Here is a 19,980-nt window from a genome sequence, read left to right as displayed (position 1 = left end):
AATAACGATTGTTTGATATGCCAATAAAAGGAGGCGTGAGCGCCTCCTTTTTTGTCAAAGTATTTCTACTGAGTTTATTTTAGTAGACCCACTTCTCTGTAGTACTTCGCAGCACCTGGGTGAAGAGGGATAGAAAGACCTGCTTTAACCATGTCTTCTTTCTTCAGGTTAGCGAATGCAGGGTGCAAGCGCTTAAACGTATTGAAGTTTTCGAATACTGCTTTTGCTACGTTGTAAGCTACGTCATCAGATACGTCTGATGTCGTTACCATAGTTGCAGCAACACCAAAACTCTTAACGTCAGATTCTGTACCACGGTACATACCTGCAGGTACGTTGCTGTATGCGTAGTAAGGGTTGCCAGCAACGATTTCATCGATGTTGCTACCCGTTGCAGAAACTAGTTTTGCATCACACGAGGTTGTGGCTTCTTTGATTGATCCATTTGGGTGACCAACCATGTAGATGAACGCATCGATCTTGTTATCACAAAGTGCCTGAGAACGCTCAGAACCTTTTAGTTCAGATGCTAGCTTGAAGCTGTCGTTTGTCCAGCCAAATGCATCCATAACAACACCCATTGTTGCGCGATCACCAGAACCAGGGTTACCGATGTTTACGCGCTTACCTTTAAGGTCTGCAACGTTATCGATACCTGCGTCTGCACGAGCAATAATGTTGAATGGTTCAGTGTGCAAAGAGAACATAGCACGTAGTTTTTTGTACGGACCTTGCTCTGAGAATTTGCTTGTACCGTTGTAGCCATGGTACTGCCAGTCAGATTGAACAACGCCAAAGTCCAGTTCACCAGCACGGATGGTATTTACGTTGTAAATAGAACCACCAGTAGATTCAACTGAACAACGAATGTTGTGTTCTTTGCGGCCCTTGTTCACAAGCTTACAAATTGCACCACCAGTTGGGTAATAAACGCCAGTTACAGAGCCTGTGCCAATAGTGATGAATTCTTGAGCATGAACAGAACCAGCGCCAGCTACTGCTGCAGCAATCGCACTGATTTTTACAAGGTGTTTAAATGCCATGAATTTCCCTTCCTTATTTTCATTATTCGCCACGAATGTGGAATAGCTTCCTATTGGAAACGGCATCTTTTTCAGTCCATTAGATGAAAAAGTGGCTGAATAATAGCAAAAATCTGGTTGGAAATTACAAGAATGTTAATTTCTATAGATGATAAGTCTAGAGTTGAAAAGGAATAAGGGAAATGCCCAACCCCATAAAGTCTTTGTTTTTCATGGGGTTAGATGTTTGTGATTAGTTTAGTCGCAGATTACCTTAAATGTGCGATCGATCACAATAGTAGTGAAATGAGCTATTTATCATTTGCACTGGCGTTAATTAGCCATGGTAATCAAATAAATCACAAACGGAGTCATACAGTTCCTTGGTAGGAACGGGGAGCGTCGGTGTAATAAAGATAGTGTCATCACCAGCGACAACACCTAATATGCCTTCTGATTTTCCTAGGGAATCTAACAACCTAGCGATAAGCTGTGCGGCTCCAGGACCGGTATGGATGACAACCAGTGCGTTGTTGTGGTCTATGTCCAACACTAGCTCTCGTAGAGAACTTGATACGGTAGGGACTCCAAGTTCTGCAGGAAGACAGTACACCATCTCCATTTTAGCGTTTCTTGTACGAACAGCGCCAAACTTGGTTAGCATTCGAGATACTTTGGACTGGTTTATATTGTCAAAACCTTCAGCTCTCAGAGCATCGACGATTTCCCCCTGTGAACCAAAGCGTTCTTCTTTTAATAGTGCTTTAAAAGCACGTACAAGGTTGTCTTGTTTTTCTGTATTTCGCATGATTCTCAATTTCATATAGTTAAAACTATTTTTGTTATTTTTGCATAGATAATGCACCTTCACCAACTTCTGCCCAATTTCTGCTACTAAAGTCACTTGTACTCATTCTTTTACTCTTAGGTGAAAAGTTCTAAATCCCGGTGCTTTTAGGTGAGATTTATGCCACAAATATTTTAATCAAACTTGTTGTATGCTCTGGGTTTTAAGAGCATTCTCTTGCTTCATTTTGTAGCACGAAAAGGTCGATTTGCGCGAAGTCGCAAAGATGTCGTTAATTAATTGTAATAAGAACGTAGTTACTATAGTTTCTTATCTACAATTTAGGTTAGAAAAACCAACTTACAAAGGTTTCATACCTTAACGTGAAGTATTGCTAAATTACCCAAGGAGAATAACCATGAAAGTAGCCGTAATTGGTGCCGCAGGAGGCATTGGCCAAGCACTCGCACTTCTACTAAAGAACCGTCTACCAGCTGGATCTGATCTTGCTCTTTACGACATCGCACCTGTTACTCCGGGTGTAGCGGCAGATTTGAGCCACATCCCAACTCCGGTTTCAATTAAAGGTTATGCAGGCGAAGACCCGACTCCAGCATTAGAAGGTGCAGATGTTGTGCTGATTTCTGCAGGTGTTGCACGTAAGCCGGGTATGGATCGTGCCGATCTGTTTAACGTCAACGCTGGTATTGTTAAATCACTAGCTGAAAAGATTGCCGTAGTTTGCCCTACAGCCTGTGTTGGTATCATTACAAACCCTGTAAATACTACTGTACCAATCGCTGCTGAAGTTCTTAAGAAAGCAGGCGTTTATGACAAGCGCAGACTGTTTGGTGTGACCACATTGGATGTGATCCGTTCTGAAACTTTCGTTGCTGAATTAAAAGACAAAGATCCAGGCGATGTTCGTGTACCTGTTATCGGTGGTCACTCTGGTGTGACTATTCTTCCTCTTCTTTCACAAGTTGAAGGTGTAGAGTTTACCGATGAAGAAATCGATGCTCTCACAAAACGCATTCAAAATGCAGGTACTGAAGTTGTTGAAGCGAAAGCTGGCGGCGGTAGCGCAACCTTGTCTATGGGACAAGCAGCATGTCGATTTGGTCTATCACTTGTGAAAGCGCTTCAAGGTGAAGAAGGCGTAGTTGAGTGCGCATATGTTGACGGTGGCAGTGAGCACGCAGAATACTTCGCACAACCAATTAAATTGGGTAAGAACGGCGTAGAAGAAGTCTTGAGCTACGGCGAAATCAGCGCTTACGAGCAAGCTGCACTTGATGGCATGCTAGATACGCTTAAAGGCGATATCAGCATCGGTGTGGACTTCGCTAAGTAAGTTCTCCCAATATCGAAAAATAAAAAACCGACCGTGTGGTCGGTTTTTTTGATCTTGTTAACCCTTTTTTTGCTTATCAACGACAAGCTAGAGGTGCAGAGCATAGTTAGCCTCATATAGAGAGGCTACATATATAGAAGAAGTAGATAAGTAGAGGAAGAAAATGACTCCCTCTATTTATAGTTAAACCTTCAGCTACTTACTGCGCTTAACCGCCATATGAGCCAAGGTAACGAGCGCTTGCTTATATTCTGACTCTGGTAGTACGTTGAGCTCTGCAATGGCTTTGTCTGCTTCTTTATGAGCAAGAGCCGACGTGTATTCCAAAGAAGCCGTATCACGCATCGCTTGCATGATGTCATCAAAGCGCTCCATGCCATTCGATTCTTCAATAGCTTCACGAATCATAGCTCTCTGCGCGTCAGTACCGTTTTTCATGGCATATAAAAGAGGCAAGGTTGGTTTACCTTCCGCAAGGTCATCCCCGACGTTTTTACCCATATCTTCGCCGTCGGATGTGTAATCCATAACGTCGTCAATGAGCTGGAATGCAGTGCCTAAGTATTTTCCATAGTTCTGCATTGCCTTTTCGACTTCTGGAGAAGCGTCAGTCAAAATCGCTCCAATTTGAGTTGCAGCTTCAAACAAACGTGCTGTTTTTGAATAGATGACCTGCATATAGCTTTCTTCAGTTGTATCTGGGTCATTGCAATTCATTAATTGCTGTACTTCTCCTTCAGCAATAATGTTGACCGCATCACTCATTAATTCGAGGATCTCCATGGATCCAAGCTTGGTCATCATCTGAAAAGAGCGTGTATAAATGAAGTCTCCCACAAGCACACTGGCTGCATTTCCAAACGCTGCATTGGCAGTGGCCTTGCCACGACGCATATCTGACTCATCAACGACGTCGTCGTGCAATAAAGTGGCGGTGTGAATGAATTCAATAAAGGCTGCAGCGGTGGTATGGCTATTACCTTCATAGCCCAACGCGCGAGCAGACAATACAGCAAGTAGCGGACGTATGCGTTTACCGCCACCACTTACAATATAAAATCCTAGTTGGTTAATTAAACTCACATCAGAGTTAAGTTGAGCAAGGATGGTTTCGTTCACTTTTGCCATATCATCGGCTGTGAGCGCTTGGATAGCTTTAAAATCCATTGTTCTTCCGGCTGAGGTTATACCCTGTAAGGCTTAATGATTTTTATTAATTGCTGAATATTACACTAAAAATCGTTGCGAAATACATTATCTAACGGCATGATTGGCACACTTTTCTTTGGCGATTAGCTTTTCGCCAATTTTTTAAAAATATGGCTTGTCATGGGGATAGCCTTTCTGTAGAATCTGCGCCCTATTGATGATTAGTTTAGCGCACACCCAAATTGCTCACATAGCATAGGCTGTGCGGAAAAAGCGGAGTAAAATATGTACGCTGTTTTCCAATCTGGTGGTAAACAACACCGTGTAAGCGAAGGTCAAACTCTTCGTTTAGAAAAATTAGACGTTGAAACTGGCGCAACTGTTGAGTTCGACAAAGTTCTTCTTGTAGCTAACGGCGAAGAAATCGCTGTTGGTGCTCCTCTTGTAGAGGGTGGCAAGGTAACTGCTGAAGTGGTTAAGCACGGTCGTGGCGATAAAGTTAAAATCGTTAAGTTCCGTCGTCGTAAGCACTCTCGTAAGCAACAAGGCCATCGTCAGTGGTTCACTGAAGTGAAAATCACTGGCATCAACGCTTAATAGATATTAGGAGAGTTTAACAATGGCACACAAAAAAGCTGGCGGTTCTACTCGTAACGGCCGCGATTCAGAAAGTAAACGTCTTGGTGTTAAGCGTTTCGGTGGTGAATCTGTTCTTGCAGGTAACATCATTGTTCGTCAACGTGGTACTAAGTTCCACGCTGGCACTAACGTTGGTATCGGTAAAGACCACACTCTTTTCGCTCTTACTGAAGGTAAAGTGAAATTTGAAGTTAAAGGTCCTAAAAACCGTAAATTCGTTAGCATTGAATCTGAATAAATTTAGTTTCTAGCTGAATTCAAAAGCCCTGCCGATTCGGCGGGGTTTTTTATTTATGACAGAGCCAAAAGCAAGATCTCGTCATTATCTAAATGATAAGTATTGAATTCTTTTTTTAGATGGTCTTTCTTTTTGTTCCTGAATGCAGACCGATCCTGGATCTCAGGTGATCGATCTTACATCTGGATCTGCTAGAATTTATACCACTTTACTCAGGTGGTATTGCAACGCACAAAATGCGGAGTAAAAAATGAAATTCGTTGATGAAGCGGTAATTAAAGTAGATGCTGGCGACGGCGGTAATGGCGTTGTTAGCTTTTGGCGTGAGAAATTTGTCGCCAAGGGTGGTCCTGATGGAGGTGACGGTGGTGATGGCGGTGATGTTTATGTCCAAGCGGATGAAAACCTGAACACCCTTATCGACTATCGATTCCAACGCTTTTACAACGCTGATCGTGGCGAAAACGGTCGCGGTGGTAACTGTACTGGTAAACGCGGTAAAGATATCATCTTGAAAGTGCCTGTTGGTACCCGTGCGGTCGATATCCACACGAATGAAGTTGTGGGTGAAGTAGCAGAGCACGGTAAAAAAATCATGGTCGCAAAAGGTGGCTGGCATGGATTAGGTAACACGCGCTTTAAGTCGTCTGTTAACCGAGCTCCACGTCAGAAAACCATGGGTACAAAAGGCGAAGTTCGTGAGTTGCGTCTAGAGCTACTCTTACTTGCTGATGTTGGCATGCTAGGATTACCAAATGCTGGTAAATCTACGTTTATCCGAGCAGTATCAGCCGCTAAACCAAAAGTAGCAGATTATCCTTTTACCACGCTTATTCCGAGCTTGGGCGTTGTTAGTGTGGTTCCTGAAAAAAGCTTCGTGGTTGCGGATATTCCTGGTTTGATTGAAGGGGCTGCAGATGGCGCTGGTTTGGGGATCCGTTTCCTTAAACACCTTGAGCGCTGTCGTGTATTGCTTCACATGATCGACATTATGCCCGTTGATCAAAGTGACCCGATTCAGAATGCATTAACAATTATCGATGAGCTTGAGCAATACAGTGAAAAGGTAGCGCAAAAGCCACGTTGGTTAGTCTTCAATAAAACAGACTTGATGCCTGAAGAAGACGCTGACGAGTTAATCCAAGAGATCTTGGATGCACTTGGTTGGGAAGATCCTTACTTCAAAGTATCAGCTGTTAATAAACAAGGTACAAAAGAGCTTTGTTATAAGCTAGCTGACTTCATGGAAAACCTTCCTCGAGAAGAAGAAGTGGAAGAGATCGAAGATAAAGTCGACTTCATGTGGGACGATTACCACAAAGATGCAATGAGTGGTAAAAACGTTATCACAGAAGATGATGATGACGACTGGGACGACGAAGAAGATGACGGCCACGTTATCTACGTTCGAGACTAACCTATACTTATTCATTTTAAAAATGCCGCAATCTTTGGTTGCGGCATTTTTTATGTGTGTAGCAATTGTATAATTTTCGGCTCGTTCAATTGAGAGGCATAGTTATGGATAACAATCAGCGAGAAGTCACTCGGCTTATCGCTCAAGCGGCACAAATGCTATTGGCTCATGGTGCAGAGAGCACGTTAGTCGGCGATATCTCCCGAAGAATAGGGCTTGCAAGCCATATGGATGAAGTGGAAGTGTCTCTATCTGCGAGTTCATTGGTGGTCACAACGTTAAAATCCGGTAACTGTATCACCACAGCAAGACGCAGCCCCGATCGTGGGATTAACATGAAAGTGGTTACTCAAGTCCAGCGTATCTGCATCTTGATGGAAAAAGGATTACTGGATTACAAGCTGGCTAAAAGTAAGCTTGCAGAAATTAGCCCAGAGCGTTACAACCGCTGGTTAGTCGTATTCATGATTGGTTTATCTTGTGCATCGTTCAGCCGACTTGCGGGAGGGGATTGGAGCGTTTTCGCTATGACTTTCTTGGCATCTTCTGTTGGCATGATCGTTAGACAAGAAATAGGTCATCGACATTTTAATCCATTCCTCAATTTCTCGGTCACGGCTTTTGTTACCACATTAATTTCCGCACAAGCAGTCACGTTTCAAATCGGTAACGAGCCATTTATTGCGATGGCGTCTTCCGTATTGATGTTGGTACCGGGCGTGCCCTTGATCAATGCTGTCGCAGACATGCTCAAAGGGTATGTCAATATGGGGATTGCCCGATTCGTTATGGCAAGCTTGTTGACGTTGGCAACCGCTATGGGAATTATCGGAGCCATGAACACTGTTGGTGTATGGGGGTGGGTAGGATGAGTCTAATTTTAGCGTTAATTAACGATATGTTCTTCGCCGCCATTCCCGCTGTTGGTTTTGCGTTGGTATTTAATGTTCCGGTCAACGCGCTAAAGTTTTGTGCGATAGGTGGTGCTTTGGGGCATGGTAGCCGCTTTTTATTGATGGAATTCGGAATTCCTATTGAGTGGGCTTCATTTCTTGCAGCAACGGTCGTTGGGTTTATAGGTGTGCGATGGTCACATCGATTCTTGGCTCACCCGAAAGTATTCACCGTAGCCGCTTTAATTCCAATGGTACCTGGGGTTTACGCTTTTAAAGCCATGATTGCGTTAGTTGAATTGAACAGCTTGGGGTATAGCGAAGCGCTATTTGGTGACTTAGTAGAAAACTTCTTGAAAGCGATGTTTATCATTGCTGGGTTAGCCATTGGCTTAGCAATGCCGGGTTTGTTATTCTACCGCCGAAAACCCATTGTTTAGTTGCTTCAAAGGACCCAAATGAAGATTAGTATGATTGCCGCAATGGCTCGTAACCGCATAATTGGTAAAGACAATGATATGCCATGGCATTTACCTGCAGATTTTGCTTGGTTTAAGCGTTGCACGATGGGAAAACCTGTCGTGATGGGGCGAAAAACTTACGAATCTATTGGGCGACCTCTGCCTGGACGTCGAAACATTGTTGTGAGTCGCGATCCGAATTTAGCCATTGACGGTGTAGAGACAGTCACCAGTATTGATCAAGCCAAGTCACTTGTGGAAGGGGTTGAAGAGCTGATGATCATCGGTGGCGGCTCAATATACGCAGAGTGTTTACCTATTGCAGACACACTTTATGTCACACATATAGATGCCGATATAGATGGCGACACTCAGTTTCCTGATTGGGGAGAAGGTTGGAAGCAAACGCATCAAGAATACTTCAGTAAAGATGAAAAAAATGCGTACAACCTGGAGTTTGTTGTTCTGGAAAGAAGTAATTAAATTATTGAAACAGAACTCACCGACAGTTGATTTCTACTAGAGCTCTGCTTTTTTGGGAAAAGGAAGAAGCAAAGCTTCTTCCTTGAGAAGGATAGAGTTCTCTATATCGCTTTTTGAGTGAACAACTTTTTATCTTCCCAGCGGATCATCGTCAGCTCACCACCCCAGACACACCCGGTATCTAAGCCGATCACCTTTTCTTGAATTACACCTTCCAAAGCTGCCCAATGCCCAAATAGGATGGCTTTTCCGACATCTTTCTTGTTAGGAAGGTCAAACCAAGGCATTAAACTTTCATCGGAAATGTCAGATGGAGGAAGCTTACATGCCATATCTAATCTTCCATCGGCGTGCACAAAACGCATTCGTGTAAATGCGTTAATCGCGTATCGATACCGATCAATGCCTTTGAGCTTCGGACTCCACTGATCTGGCTGGTTATCATACATATTTTCCAGTAACCAAACCCATTTGTCGCTTTGCAAAATAGATTCGACTTTACGAGCTTCTTTACGCGCCGTTTGTAAGTCCCATTGAGGGGAAATACCTGCATGACACATGACAAATTCATCGTGTTCAGCAATAAGCGGTTGCTCACGAAGCCATGCCATCAGCTCGTCGCAATCATCAGCTTCAATAATTGGCGCTGTCTTGTCTTTCTTTTTAAGAGGGCTAACACCGTGGTACACCGCGAGTAAATGTAAGTCATGATTCCCAAGAACCACTCTTGTCGCTCTACCTAGCTCTTTGGCAAACCTGAGTGTTTCAAGCGAGCTAGGACCTCGAGCCACAAGATCACCTGCAAACCATAATATGTCTTTTTTCCGGTCAAATTGGGCTGATTCTAATAATAGGCTCAGCTCTTCAAAACACCCTTGGATGTCACCAACAATGTAATTTGCCAATGAATTTTCCTTAATTGAGGATATTGGGTACTGCGAGGCGGAATGGGTCGATATCGGCTTTAAACTCATCGCCCGATTGGTCGTGCATTAGGTAGTGGCCTTGCATGACACCTATTGGCGTCTCAATGGCGGTACCACTTGTATAAGTGTATTCGTCGCCAGCGTCAATAACGGGCTGCTCTCCGACGACACCATCACCTTCCACCACCAATTGCTTTTGGTTACCGTCTGTAATAAGCCACTTTCTACTCATTAGCTGCACAGACTGCTGGCTGAGGTTTTTGATTGTGATGATATAAGCAAAAACGTATCGATTTTGATCGGGTTGGGATTGTTCAGGCACGTATTTCGTGTGTACCTGACATTTGACACAAGGATGGGATACTTCCATATAAGCGCTCCTTGGATGCAAAAAAGCCTTAAATCCGGTATATGACTTAACTATAACAGACTTAAGGCATTTATCAGCTTTCGAAGTATAGATTCTAGTTAGAGTGGTTAGAATCTAGCCAGTTTGCCATGTCGACAAACTGCTCTAATGTGATATTTTCGGGGCGCATACTCGGGTTTATGCCCAGATTTTCTAACTGTTCTGCCGTTAATAGGCCTTTATAACAGTTTCGAATGGTTTTACGGCGTTGGTTAAAGCCTTCGCGACACACTCTATCTAGCCACTTTAGACTGGTGGCAGGGTAGGGGATTTCTTCGTAAGGTACTAAACGCACAACGGCAGAGTCCACTTTAGGTGGCGGAACAAATGCAGTTGGTGGAACTTCCAGTACTGGGACCACTTTGCAATAGTATTGAGCCATTACAGTTAGGCGACCATACGCTTTGCTACCTGGAGCAGCGGCTAAGCGATTAACCACTTCTTTTTGCAGCATAAAGTGCATGTCTTGGACGTCTTTATGAAACTCAAATAAGTGGAACATTAACGGTGTAGAGATATTGTAAGGCAGGTTACCAAAAATACGCAGCTTGTTATTCGGCTTAACCAATTGCGTAAAATCGAAACGCATGGCATCGCCTTCATGAATTGTCAGCTTATCGCCCAATTCTGGGTGATTACGCAGGCGTTCTGCCAAATCGCGGTCTAACTCAATAACCGTAAATTTGTCGACTTCTTTGCCCACAGGTTCAGTGATAGCACCAAGCCCAGGACCAATTTCAACTAAGTTTTGACCGGGTCTCGGGTTGATCGACGAAACGATTCCATCAATGATATAGGGATCGTTTAAAAAGTTTTGACCAAAACGTTTACGCGCTTTGTGTCCTAAATGGACATCGTTTCTCATTGTTTTTTCTCTACTAATTCGATGGCGTGCGTGAGCGCTGTTTGGAAACTTCCTGTATCCGCCTGACCAGTCCCTGCCAAATCAAGTGCTGTACCATGATCTACTGATGTTCTAATGAACGGTAAACCGAGTGTGATATTAACAGAACGACCGAATCCTTTATACTTTAATACGGGTAATACTTGGTCGTGATACATCCCAAGAACAGCGTCGGCTTCTTGCAAGTACTTTTGATTGAAGATTGTGTCAGCAGGAAGCGGTCCAACTAAGTCGTACCCTTTTCCTTGGCGGATCTTGGTAAGGGTAGGTGTGATCGTTTCAATTTCTTCCATACCCAAACAGCCATCTTCACCAGCATGTGGATTCAACCCACATACGTAAATTTTAGGTTCCTTGATCGCGAACTTTTCGACCAGATCCTTGTGCAAAATCTCAATGATTTGTTCTAGACGATCTTCAGTGACAGCTTGAGATACATAAGCCAAAGGGATATGCGTTGTTACCAAAGCAACCCGAAGACCTTCCGTTGCCAGCATCATAACAACCAATGGCGTATTCGACTTTTCAGCAAAGAACTCTGTATGCCCGCTAAATGGGACGCCGGAACGATTAATGACGCCCTTGTGTACAGGGCCGGTGACAATAGCATCAAATTCATCATTCATACAGCCTTGAGCGGCTCTTTCTAATGTTTGGAGTACATAGCTACCGTTAGTTTCGTTAAGTTCACCAGCCACAACTTCTGTAGCGGTAGGCAAATGATCAACGATGAGCGTCCCGCTTTTTTGCGGAGTTGCTACGCTATTAGCGTTGTAATCAATGAGATCCACATTAATATTGAGCTGCTCAGCACGCTGGTTTAGCATTTCTTTATCGGCGACGACAATGATTTGGTGGTCCCAATTGTGTGCGGAAAGCGCAAGCACGAGATCTGGACCAATGCCCGCAGGTTCACCAGCGGTGACAGCAATTCGTCTAACCGTCATTTTCATCTCCCAGGATTTCGACATAAGCACCAGCACGGATTTCCTGCATCCATGCGCCCACTTCTTCATTGAACTTCCGGTTGAATAGAATTCGGTACGCTTTATTTGTCATTGCGGAGTCTGTTCTATCCACTTGGCGTCTTTCCAATACCTCAACAATGTGCCAGCCATGCACCGTTTCAAATGGCTGACTCAATTGACCGACAGGAAGTGATTCAATTTGATGCTTGAATTCTGGAACGTAGAGATCGGGCGTTTGAAACCCTAGCTCACCATTGCTTACAGCAGAACCAGGGTCAGCACTGTATTGCTGGGCAAGATCGCCAAAGGTTCTTTCTCCAGCTTCAATCTGTCGTCTGAACTCGTTCAGCTCGCGCTTTGCGCCATCATCACTCAATATGACGGATGTTTTTATTAGAATATGACGAGCATTAACTTCTGTCACGGCAACGGTTTCCAAACCTTTTACATCTTCAAGCTTAATAATGTGAAAACCTACGCCACTTCGGAAAGGACCAATAACTGCCCCTTTACCTTGCGTGGTTATTTGATCTGCAAAGATGGTTGGCATTTCTTCTTTTCTTAGCCATCCCCAATCACCACCTTGAAGAGCTTTAGGACCTTTTGAAAAGGTATACGCCATGGTTTTGAAATCTTCACCGCCGTTGATTTTTGAGACGAGTAAACTTGCTTGATCTTCGACTTCTTGCTTCGTTTGAGAATCATTAAATCTCAGTTGAATATGGTTCACTTTGTATTGAACGGTCGCATTGCTCTCTTTGGCTAAAATTTCAGCCAAACCTTCGACTTCAGCAGGAAGGATATTAATTCGGCGACGTACTTGGGCATTTCGTGCTTCAGATGCCGCAATTTCGTTTCGGACTTGTTCACGAAATTCTGCGTAGCTCAAACCTTCACTCGCCAATACCTTACGTAATTGAGGAATGGTTTTCCCTTGATTCGATGCGATTTCTTTAATTGCACTTTCAAGGCGATTATCATCGATTCGGACCCCCAATTTTTCCGCTTGCTGCGTTTGTATGGTGTCTAAAATCAGCTTTTCTAAAACTTGTTCTTTTAGTATGTCTTCTGCTGGTAATGATTGATTGGCAGAGCGTGCATTAGCGCGGATTGTTTTCATTGCTGAGTCAATGTCACTTTTTAAGATGACACCTTCGTTAACGATCACTTCGACTTTATCAAGTTCTACCGGTTGGGCTAAAGCTTCAAATGAACTAAGCGCTCCTAGTGAACTAAAAGAAACAGTGAGGCTTAGTAGCGTTTTATTCCAGATTTTCATTTATGTTTCCATGTACATCAGGAAGGGTGTTCCTGAAATAATTCGATTAGTTGTTTAGGTAAAATGGGCGTCCATAGCCTAGCGCGTTGCCAGCGGAGGTTAATGATGGAGCGCCTACAGAAGTACCGAAGCCGAATATGCCAAAGTTTACCGCAAAGTTGTCGTCATATACTGGGATAGCATTGGGATCTGTTACAAAGTTACCATTCCATCCTCTCAACTGATTGCTGTAGGAAAAGCTGATGTACCAGCAATCCGAGCGATAGCTGAGATTTGCAAGCCACTCTAGGTTTTGTTTCACTGTTGCGTCGTAGAAATATTGCGCATTTAAGTGCCATTTGGGTGAGATTTGATAGGCGGCCAGCAATCCAGCCTGCGATATACCTGTTTTAGTGATATTGGATACATCTAATCCATCTACGGCACTTTCAATATACTCTTTCGTCACATAGCGATAGTTTGATTGAACATATCCGCCGTTAAAGCGATATTCAAGAGCACTATTTGCCAACTGAATTGCACTGGATTCAATGTCATATTGGATCCCACCGTGGTAGAACAAGTAGTCGTTAAAATTAAAGTCTGTTTCAACCGCCCAAGCAGAATAATTAGATGCATTTTCACTTGATGAAATCGGTTCTAAAAAATAGATCTGACCGAATGATACATTCAATCGTTCTTTATAATCGCTGTCATAAAAGCGTGTTGTTGCTCCATAACTGAACTGATTAGCTTTCTGTATACGGTCTACGCCACTGTGCTTTCTGCTTCGGAACAACCCATAGTAATCAGTTTGAAGGAGAGTGGTATCATAGAGACCTATCCCGTCTTGTTCGACTTCAGGAATGTATAAATACTGAACCTGAGGTTCCAGTGTTTGTATATAACTACCCGCATCCCTTTCAAGATTCAAAACTCCGTGGAGCCTGAGTTCAGGTAACGTTCTTGATATTTGTTCCTTTAATGCCGGATCACTTGAGCTGTCGATTTCTTGTTGATAGTAAGTGGCCAGCATCCGAGCTTCACCCGTAAGAGAACCCCAAGGTTTGGAAAATGGAACTACAACACCTGGTTCAATATGAACTCGAGTTGCCGAAGGTTTTATACTATCTTCAGTTACGAATCGGCTTACATGGCTGGTAAGATCAAAGTTGACTCCGCTATAAAAATCAGGGGAATAATAATTAAATTTCAGTTGAGGAAGCATTTGGTATGGCTGAGTTGCATTCTCATTCAAAATTTGAAAATCTTTGACCGTTAAAGTCAGATCCCAATCTTGAGTGCGGTATGCAGCACTACCAGTTTGAAGCAGCTGACCGTCTTCACGATTACCGATACCTGATTTAAAATCTCTAAAATAATTGACATCACTAACCAGTGAATAATCGATGTCCAGTTTCCAATTGTGTAGAATAATTCCACTGTGAGAGTAATTTAACCCCCAACGAGAACCTAGCTCCTCACTTTTCTTATCACTAGATATGTATTCGGTTCTTAAGTTACCTGAACCATAGTTTGTTAGGTAGCGAAAGTTAGCATCAAGTTGAAGGCCTCGTTTTTCCATGTAGTTAAATCGGGTGAGTAGGTCATAATTGGGCGCAATATTCCAATAAACGGGTATGTTTACACTTAAACCATCGTTGGTATCTAAAGATACTCTTGGAAACAGCAAGCCAGATTTTCTCTTATCCCCAACAGGCATACTCATATAAGGCATGTAGAAGATTGGAACATCTAATACTTCAAAACGCGTGTTGTAGAAGTATGCCTGTTCTTCATCTTGATCTAATTCAATAGAGGAAGCTTTTACCCGCCATGAGTTATCTCCCTCTGGGCATGCAGTCAAAGTACCGTCTTCCATTTCGTATATAGCTTGCCCAGTTTTTAACACTCTAGTCGCTTCACCTCTTCCCGCTTCACACAAGAAATTGTATTGCGTGTTTTCCATTGTGACTAATTCGTCATCAATATTAGATGTGACCAAATCAGATTGGGATTTAATCTGACCATCACTAAAATGGACGTTGCCTTCTGCTTTTAATGTATTTTCTATCGGGTTATGGGTGACAGAATCAGCCTGCATTTGGCGATGAGCCTGTGTAATTACTACATCGCCTTTATAGACGGCACTTTCTCCGGCTTGTGCAGTCACACTATCGGCTTTTACGAAAGCGGGTTGCTCGCTGACGTCGGTTGCGCCCACTTCAGGAACGTAACATTGGTCAATAGTGGGCATTTCCTGCACACTGTTGTCTTTGAGAGTATCGGCTTGAGTCGAAGGCACTGAAAGTGCAGCTGTTATTGATGCTGCCAAAAATGTGCGGGAAGAAAAAGACATCGAGTTGAGCTATCCTGTGAAACCTAATCCATTCGGTAATGTTGTCGGATACCGAATACAAATATCGTCCTTTATCATAAAGGAATTTATATTAACCGACACTATAAGACCGCTTTACTTAGTAAAAATTCATAGATTGAGAGCACAATAATGCAGATTTTCGGCAAAATCCTAGGTTTTTTCTTCGGATTCCTGTTTGGCAATATTCCGGGGGCGCTTCTTGGGCTTTTTTTAGGGCATCAGTTTGATAAGGCTAGAAACCGTCAATCACGTGGTTTCCAATCGTCTGGTGGACCTAAAGGCTTTGGTGGTCCTTCTCAGGCAGAGAAGCAGGCAGAGTTCTTTAAAAGTGCTTTCGCCGTTATGGGGCATGTTGCGAAAGCTAAGGGACAAGTGACCAAAGAAGAAATCCAACTGGCTTCTGCCATGATGGAACGTATGAGTTTACACGGTGAGCAGAGAACGGCGGCACAAGAAGCCTTTCGCTCCGGTAAATCTGCAGATTTTCCATTAGAAGAAACGCTGGCCAGTGTCCGAGTCGCAACAGGTGGACGCTTTGATCTGCTACAGTTCTTTTTGGAACTGCAAATTTCAGCTGCCTTCGCTGATGGAGACTTACATCCTAGCGAACGCAATGTATTACATGTCATTGCTAAGGGGCTTGGCTTCTCATCTCAGCAACTTGAGCAAAGGCTGCAAATGCAAGAAGCGGCTTTTCGTTTTCAGCAAGGCGGCTTTGGTGGTGGGCACTCTGGTCATCAGCACGGTGGCTCATCTGGTCAATGGCAAGCGTCGTCGGCAAGCCAGTTACCTGATGCATACAAAGTACTTGGGATAGCGGAAAGTGCGGATTCTAAAGCAGTAAAACGAGCTTATCGAAAATTAATGAATGAACATCACCCAGATAAATTGGTTGCGAAAGGTTTGCCACCGGAAATGATGCAAGTGGCAAAAGAGAAAGCTCAGGAAATCCAATCGGCTTACGATCTTATAAAGAAAGAAAAAGGGTTTAAGTAGCCAAGGTTTGGAGAATAAACAGTAAGAGAGGCTCTCTTATTTCGCCAACTCTCCAAATGGCGAAGTGAGCGTTTGCTTTAAGTGATATCAAGGAGAAGATATGTATCAGGATGTACTCAATTTTTGGTTTGAAGAACTGAGCCCTAAAGACTGGTTTGCGGGGGGAGAAGAACTTGATTCTTTGATCAGCGAACGTTTTGGCTCGGTGCATGCTATGGCGGCTCAGAGTGAGTTAAGTGAATGGCGAGTTAGTGCGAAAGGAAGACTAGCAGAAGTCATTGTACTTGATCAGTTCTCTCGTAATATTCACAGAGGCACTCCCAATGCTTTTTCTTGTGACCCACTTGCTTTGGCACTCGCTCAAGAAACCATTCAACAAGGGCTAGATAAGTCTCTATCCCAAACGGAGAGAACGTTTTTGTATATGCCTTTCATGCATAGCGAATCGTTAACAATTCATGAGAAAGCTGTCGAGCTATTCAAGGGAAATGGCGTTGAAAATACACTAGATTATGAATACAAACACAAAGTGATTATTGAGCAATTCGGTCGATACCCTCATCGTAATGACATATTGAATCGGGTATCAACGGAAGAAGAGATTGAATTCCTAAGTCAACCGGGGTCGAGTTTCTGAGTGCCCCTTATCTGAGTATGATATTAGGTCCACACTCCTCGTCAACCAAGGTTATTGCTTGTTTAGATCCCAATCGTAGTCGTATTTGATGTTACTGTCAGTCGTTAACTTCAAGTCGGTACGGTATTGTTTTAAGTGAGCAATAACTCCGGCTTCATTTCCGCCAAAATCAGCAACAAACCACTCGTAGATAGAAGATAGCTGGGCATCATTTCCGTTTACTACAACACCCTTATCATTGTTCACAAAGCTTGAAGCAGCTTGCTCTAGAAGTGTTTCCGTATTTTCAGCTGTAAATGCTGATAGCTGAAGGTTAGGGCAGCCAAGGCTTGCGCAATTCACAGCATAGTGTGTGCGAGGATCATTCCATATAGGTCTTAGAATTCGGTGCTCAATATCGTTCAGTGTTAGATCTTTTCCTGCAATATTGACGACGTCATCCCCCCAAGGACCAAAAGTGAATAATCCCCCCAGTTTGGTGATCGATTTAAGCGGATAGTTATCGACGATCAAATCTACTGTAATCGCATTATATAAATTGACCCAGTAAGCGTATTGCTGGGCTTTCGAGTAATCACGTGGGTCAATATCTGCTAGGTTTTTGATATAACCTTTCAACGCATTTTTATCAGAAGAAGAGACATTTGCGTAATCAAATAGATGATGTTGACCAGAAGCCGCTAAATACTTATTAAGAATAGAATCCCAAGCTTGATGTGAAATAGTCGCATTATTGGTTTCATTACTTTGATTCCAGTATGCCCAAAGGTCAGACTTTGGTGCCGCAAACGATAGGCTAGAAAAAAGAAGAATAAATACAGTAAATAGAGTTCTCATGATGGCTTCAGGTTTCTTAAGTTAATTGAGTTAGTATAGAAGACCTAGAGCAGTCAGAAATTCTTTCGTGAAAATGAAAAAAGCCCCAACAGGGGCTTCCATTCATGGTGTGACTTTAGTCGAAGTCTAACTAAGCTAAGAAATTGGGTATTTTGGACTCAAATTCAGAGATTTTTTCTTCGTGTTGAAGCGTTAACCCAATGTTATCTAAGCCATTAAGAAGGCAATGGCGACGAAATTCATCAATCTCAAAGCCGTATTCTTTACCATTGGCTCTAACCTTCATAGCCTCGAGATCCACTTCCACTTGCGCACCTTCGTTACTGTCCACAAACTGGAAGATTTCATCCACTTCTTGTTCTGTGAGACGAACCGGAACCATCTGGTTGTTAATTGAGTTGCCGTAAAAGATATCGGCAAAACTTGGCGCAATCATTGCCCTAATTCCGTAGTCTGCCAATGCCCAAGGCGCGTGCTCACGAGAAGACCCACAACCAAAGTTCTCTCTTGCTATTAAGATAGAAGCACCTTTGTATCGCGGTGCATTCATCACAAAATCTGGGTTTGGCTGTTTACCAGCATCGTCTAGAAAACGCCAATCGTGGAACAAGTGTTTACCAAAACCTAAACGAGAGACTTTTTGTAAAAACTGCTTTGGAATAATGGCATCGGTATCAACGTTGGCTGCATCTAAAGGAACAACCAGACCTGTATGTTGCTTAAAACCTGACATGATTACTTCCCTATTAATTCAATTCACGGATATCGACAAAATGACCAGCAATCGCTGCGGCTGCGGCCATGGCAGGGCTCACTAGATGAGTTCGACCATCGCGACCTTGGCGTCCTTCGAAATTACGGTTACTAGTTGAAGCGCAACGCTCATGAGGACCTAAGCGGTCGTTGTTCATGGCTAGACACATAGAGCAGCCAGGCAAGCGCCATTCAAAGCCCGCATCGATAAAGACTTTGTCCAGTCCTTCCAACTCGGCTTGAGATCTAACTTGCTCCGAACCCGGAACAATGAGTGCTTGTACGTGGTCAGCGACTTTATTGCCCTTGGCAATCGCAGCGGCGGCACGCATATCTTCAATACGAGAGTTGGTGCAAGAACCAACAAAGACTTTGTCAACTTTGTAATCAGACAGTTTTTTACCGGCTTCGAGTCCCATGTATGCTAGCGCTTTTTCAGCTGACGCTTTTTCTACAGGATCGGCAAAGCTTTCAGGCTCTGGAATGGTGGCGTCGACCGCAATCACTTGCCCTGGGTTGGTTCCCCATGTCACTTGAGGCTTGATCTCTGTAGCATCAAGAGTCACAACGGCATCAAACGTAGCGTCGCTGTCTGTTTTCATTGATGACCAGTACTCAACTGCGGCATCCCAGTCTTCACCAGAAGGTGCAAATTTGCGACCTTTAATATAGTCAAAGGTAGTTTGATCAGGTGCTATTAGCCCCGCTTTCGCACCCAGTTCGATGGCCATATTACAGACCGTCATTCGACCTTCCATTGTTAGATCGGTGATGGCTTCACCACAAAACTCAACCACGTATCCTGTGCCGCCCGCAGCGGTTGTTTTACCAATGATGGCTAAAACAATATCTTTAGCCGTTATGCCTTCAGCTACTTTGCCTTTTACCTCGATTTTCATCGTTTTGGCACGGGCTTGTTTTAATGTTTGAGTTGCCAGAACGTGTTCAACTTCCGACGTGCCAATACCAAATGCCAAAGAGCCAAAAGCGCCATGGGTAGCAGTGTGCGAGTCACCACAAACGATGGTCATTGCAGGAAGAGTGATTCCTAGCTCTGGGCCCATGACGTGCACAATGCCTTGGTATTTGTGATTGATGTCGTAAAGCGTCACACCAAATTCTTCACAGTTCTTGGATAGCGTTTCCATTTGGATACGAGCCATCTCGCCAGAGGCATTGATGTCTTTTGTTTGGGTGGAGACGTTGTGATCCATTGTGGCAAACGTCTTGTTTACTTGACGAACTGTTCTGCCTTTTTCACGTAATCCGTCAAACGCTTGAGGAGAGGTGACTTCGTGCACTAGATGACGGTCGATGTATAAGATCGGGTTTTCGCCCTCTGCCGCAACCGCGACATGAGCGTCATAAATTTTTTCGTATAATGTTTTCGACATTGCTTCTTCCTTGAGCGAAGCGCTCTGTATTTCTCTATCTTAAAGCTAAGCAGAAAGTGGTCACTGAACGGTGAG

21 protein-coding genes are annotated in these 19,980 nt (G+C 43.6%); 9 read left to right on the top strand and 12 right to left on the bottom strand.

Annotation, left to right across the window (positions count from 1 at the left end; translation table 11 throughout):
- Nucleotides 1-74: 74 nt before the first annotated feature.
- Together Q8W40_RS12140 and argR are read right to left on the bottom strand one after the other, a co-directional pair.
- Nucleotides 75-1,043, bottom strand: coding sequence for a TAXI family TRAP transporter solute-binding subunit (locus tag Q8W40_RS12140; protein ID WP_126606373.1), 969 nt, complete (start codon nucleotides 1,041-1,043; stop codon nucleotides 75-77).
- 316 nt (nucleotides 1,044-1,359) lie between these two features.
- Entirely contained in the window at nucleotides 1,360-1,830 is a 471-nt protein-coding gene (gene argR / locus Q8W40_RS12135; RefSeq protein ID WP_305397369.1) for a transcriptional regulator ArgR, read from the bottom strand.
- 397 nt (nucleotides 1,831-2,227) lie between these two features.
- Between argR and mdh the strand changes: the two genes are divergently transcribed.
- Complete coding sequence (gene mdh / locus Q8W40_RS12130; protein WP_101113347.1) at nucleotides 2,228-3,163, top strand: malate dehydrogenase; 936 nt, start codon at nucleotides 2,228-2,230, stop codon at nucleotides 3,161-3,163.
- Between the two features lie 195 nt (nucleotides 3,164-3,358).
- On the opposite strand, the gene ispB is transcribed toward mdh, so the two are convergent.
- Nucleotides 3,359-4,330, bottom strand: a complete 972-nt coding sequence (ispB, locus tag Q8W40_RS12125; RefSeq protein ID WP_305397368.1) for an octaprenyl diphosphate synthase — start codon at nucleotides 4,328-4,330, stop codon at nucleotides 3,359-3,361.
- Nucleotides 4,331-4,597: 267 nt separating this feature from the next.
- On the opposite strand from ispB, the gene rplU reads away from it, so the two are divergent.
- The 6 genes from rplU (at nucleotide 4,598) to folA (ending at nucleotide 8,443) form a co-directional block, all read left to right on the top strand.
- Complete coding sequence (gene rplU, locus Q8W40_RS12120) at nucleotides 4,598-4,909, top strand: 50S ribosomal protein L21 (protein WP_101113345.1); 312 nt, start codon at nucleotides 4,598-4,600, stop codon at nucleotides 4,907-4,909.
- Between the two features lie 22 nt (nucleotides 4,910-4,931).
- The gene (gene rpmA, locus Q8W40_RS12115) at nucleotides 4,932-5,189 is read left to right on the top strand and encodes a 50S ribosomal protein L27 (RefSeq protein ID WP_101113344.1); all 258 of its coding nucleotides are present in this window, start codon (nucleotides 4,932-4,934) and stop codon (nucleotides 5,187-5,189) included.
- A 250-nt stretch (nucleotides 5,190-5,439) separates the two neighbouring features.
- The gene (gene cgtA / locus Q8W40_RS12110) at nucleotides 5,440-6,606 is read left to right on the top strand and encodes an Obg family GTPase CgtA (RefSeq protein WP_305397367.1); all 1,167 of its coding nucleotides are present in this window, start codon (nucleotides 5,440-5,442) and stop codon (nucleotides 6,604-6,606) included.
- 104 nt (nucleotides 6,607-6,710) lie between these two features.
- Nucleotides 6,711-7,478, top strand: coding sequence for a threonine/serine ThrE exporter family protein (locus Q8W40_RS12105; protein ID WP_305397366.1), 768 nt, complete (start codon nucleotides 6,711-6,713; stop codon nucleotides 7,476-7,478).
- The gene (locus Q8W40_RS12100) at nucleotides 7,460-7,939 is read left to right on the top strand and encodes a threonine/serine exporter family protein (RefSeq protein WP_126606368.1); all 480 of its coding nucleotides are present in this window, start codon (nucleotides 7,460-7,462) and stop codon (nucleotides 7,937-7,939) included. Before Q8W40_RS12105 ends, Q8W40_RS12100 begins: the two co-directional genes overlap by 19 nt.
- Before the next feature lie 18 nt (nucleotides 7,940-7,957).
- Complete coding sequence (folA, locus tag Q8W40_RS12095; RefSeq protein WP_305397365.1) at nucleotides 7,958-8,443, top strand: type 3 dihydrofolate reductase; 486 nt, start codon at nucleotides 7,958-7,960, stop codon at nucleotides 8,441-8,443.
- A gap of 101 nt (nucleotides 8,444-8,544) precedes the next feature.
- On the opposite strand, the gene Q8W40_RS12090 is transcribed toward folA, so the two are convergent.
- The 6 genes from Q8W40_RS12090 to lptD all read right to left on the bottom strand — a co-directional run bounded on the left by Q8W40_RS12090 (nucleotide 8,545) and on the right by lptD (nucleotide 15,267).
- Complete coding sequence (locus Q8W40_RS12090; protein ID WP_305397364.1) at nucleotides 8,545-9,348, bottom strand: symmetrical bis(5'-nucleosyl)-tetraphosphatase; 804 nt, start codon at nucleotides 9,346-9,348, stop codon at nucleotides 8,545-8,547.
- Nucleotides 9,349-9,358: 10 nt separating this feature from the next.
- Complete coding sequence (gene apaG, locus Q8W40_RS12085) at nucleotides 9,359-9,739, bottom strand: Co2+/Mg2+ efflux protein ApaG (protein ID WP_101113339.1); 381 nt, start codon at nucleotides 9,737-9,739, stop codon at nucleotides 9,359-9,361.
- Between the two features lie 94 nt (nucleotides 9,740-9,833).
- Entirely contained in the window at nucleotides 9,834-10,643 is an 810-nt protein-coding gene (rsmA, locus tag Q8W40_RS12080; protein ID WP_101113338.1) for a 16S rRNA (adenine(1518)-N(6)/adenine(1519)-N(6))-dimethyltransferase RsmA, read from the bottom strand.
- Entirely contained in the window at nucleotides 10,640-11,629 is a 990-nt protein-coding gene (pdxA, locus tag Q8W40_RS12075) for a 4-hydroxythreonine-4-phosphate dehydrogenase PdxA (protein ID WP_370693382.1), read from the bottom strand. The genes rsmA and pdxA overlap by 4 nt, the downstream gene beginning before the upstream one ends.
- On the bottom strand, nucleotides 11,619-12,929 hold the full coding sequence (surA, locus tag Q8W40_RS12070) for a peptidylprolyl isomerase SurA (RefSeq protein ID WP_305397363.1): 1,311 nt from the start codon (nucleotides 12,927-12,929) through the stop codon (nucleotides 11,619-11,621). Before surA ends, pdxA begins: the two co-directional genes overlap by 11 nt.
- Before the next feature lie 46 nt (nucleotides 12,930-12,975).
- Nucleotides 12,976-15,267, bottom strand: a complete 2,292-nt coding sequence (lptD, locus tag Q8W40_RS12065) for an LPS assembly protein LptD (RefSeq protein WP_305397362.1) — start codon at nucleotides 15,265-15,267, stop codon at nucleotides 12,976-12,978.
- Nucleotides 15,268-15,417: 150 nt separating this feature from the next.
- On the opposite strand from lptD, the gene djlA reads away from it, so the two are divergent.
- Entirely contained in the window at nucleotides 15,418-16,284 is an 867-nt protein-coding gene (gene djlA, locus Q8W40_RS12060; protein WP_305397361.1) for a co-chaperone DjlA, read from the top strand.
- A gap of 100 nt (nucleotides 16,285-16,384) precedes the next feature.
- Nucleotides 16,385-16,921 (top strand): DUF924 family protein, encoded by a 537-nt coding sequence (locus Q8W40_RS12055; protein ID WP_305397360.1) that lies wholly within the window; start codon nucleotides 16,385-16,387, stop codon nucleotides 16,919-16,921.
- Nucleotides 16,922-16,972: 51 nt separating this feature from the next.
- Here the strand turns inward: Q8W40_RS12055 and Q8W40_RS12050 are convergent, their stop codons facing one another.
- From Q8W40_RS12050 to leuC, 3 genes are all read right to left on the bottom strand, one after another.
- A complete protein-coding gene (locus tag Q8W40_RS12050; RefSeq protein ID WP_305397359.1) occupies nucleotides 16,973-17,758 on the bottom strand; it encodes a DUF547 domain-containing protein in 786 nt (261 codons plus the stop codon).
- 130 nt (nucleotides 17,759-17,888) lie between these two features.
- Complete coding sequence (gene leuD / locus Q8W40_RS12045) at nucleotides 17,889-18,491, bottom strand: 3-isopropylmalate dehydratase small subunit (protein WP_101113331.1); 603 nt, start codon at nucleotides 18,489-18,491, stop codon at nucleotides 17,889-17,891.
- Between the two features lie 13 nt (nucleotides 18,492-18,504).
- On the bottom strand, nucleotides 18,505-19,905 hold the full coding sequence (leuC, locus tag Q8W40_RS12040; protein WP_305397358.1) for a 3-isopropylmalate dehydratase large subunit: 1,401 nt from the start codon (nucleotides 19,903-19,905) through the stop codon (nucleotides 18,505-18,507).
- Between the last annotated feature and the right edge of the window lie 75 nt (nucleotides 19,906-19,980).

Origin of the sequence: Vibrio penaeicida, assembly GCF_030689305.1 — a bacterium.
Lineage (GTDB): Bacteria > Pseudomonadota > Gammaproteobacteria > Enterobacterales > Vibrionaceae > Vibrio > Vibrio penaeicida_B.
The sequence above is the reverse complement of the archived record's forward strand: the minus strand, read 5'-3'. Positions and strand labels throughout refer to the sequence as shown.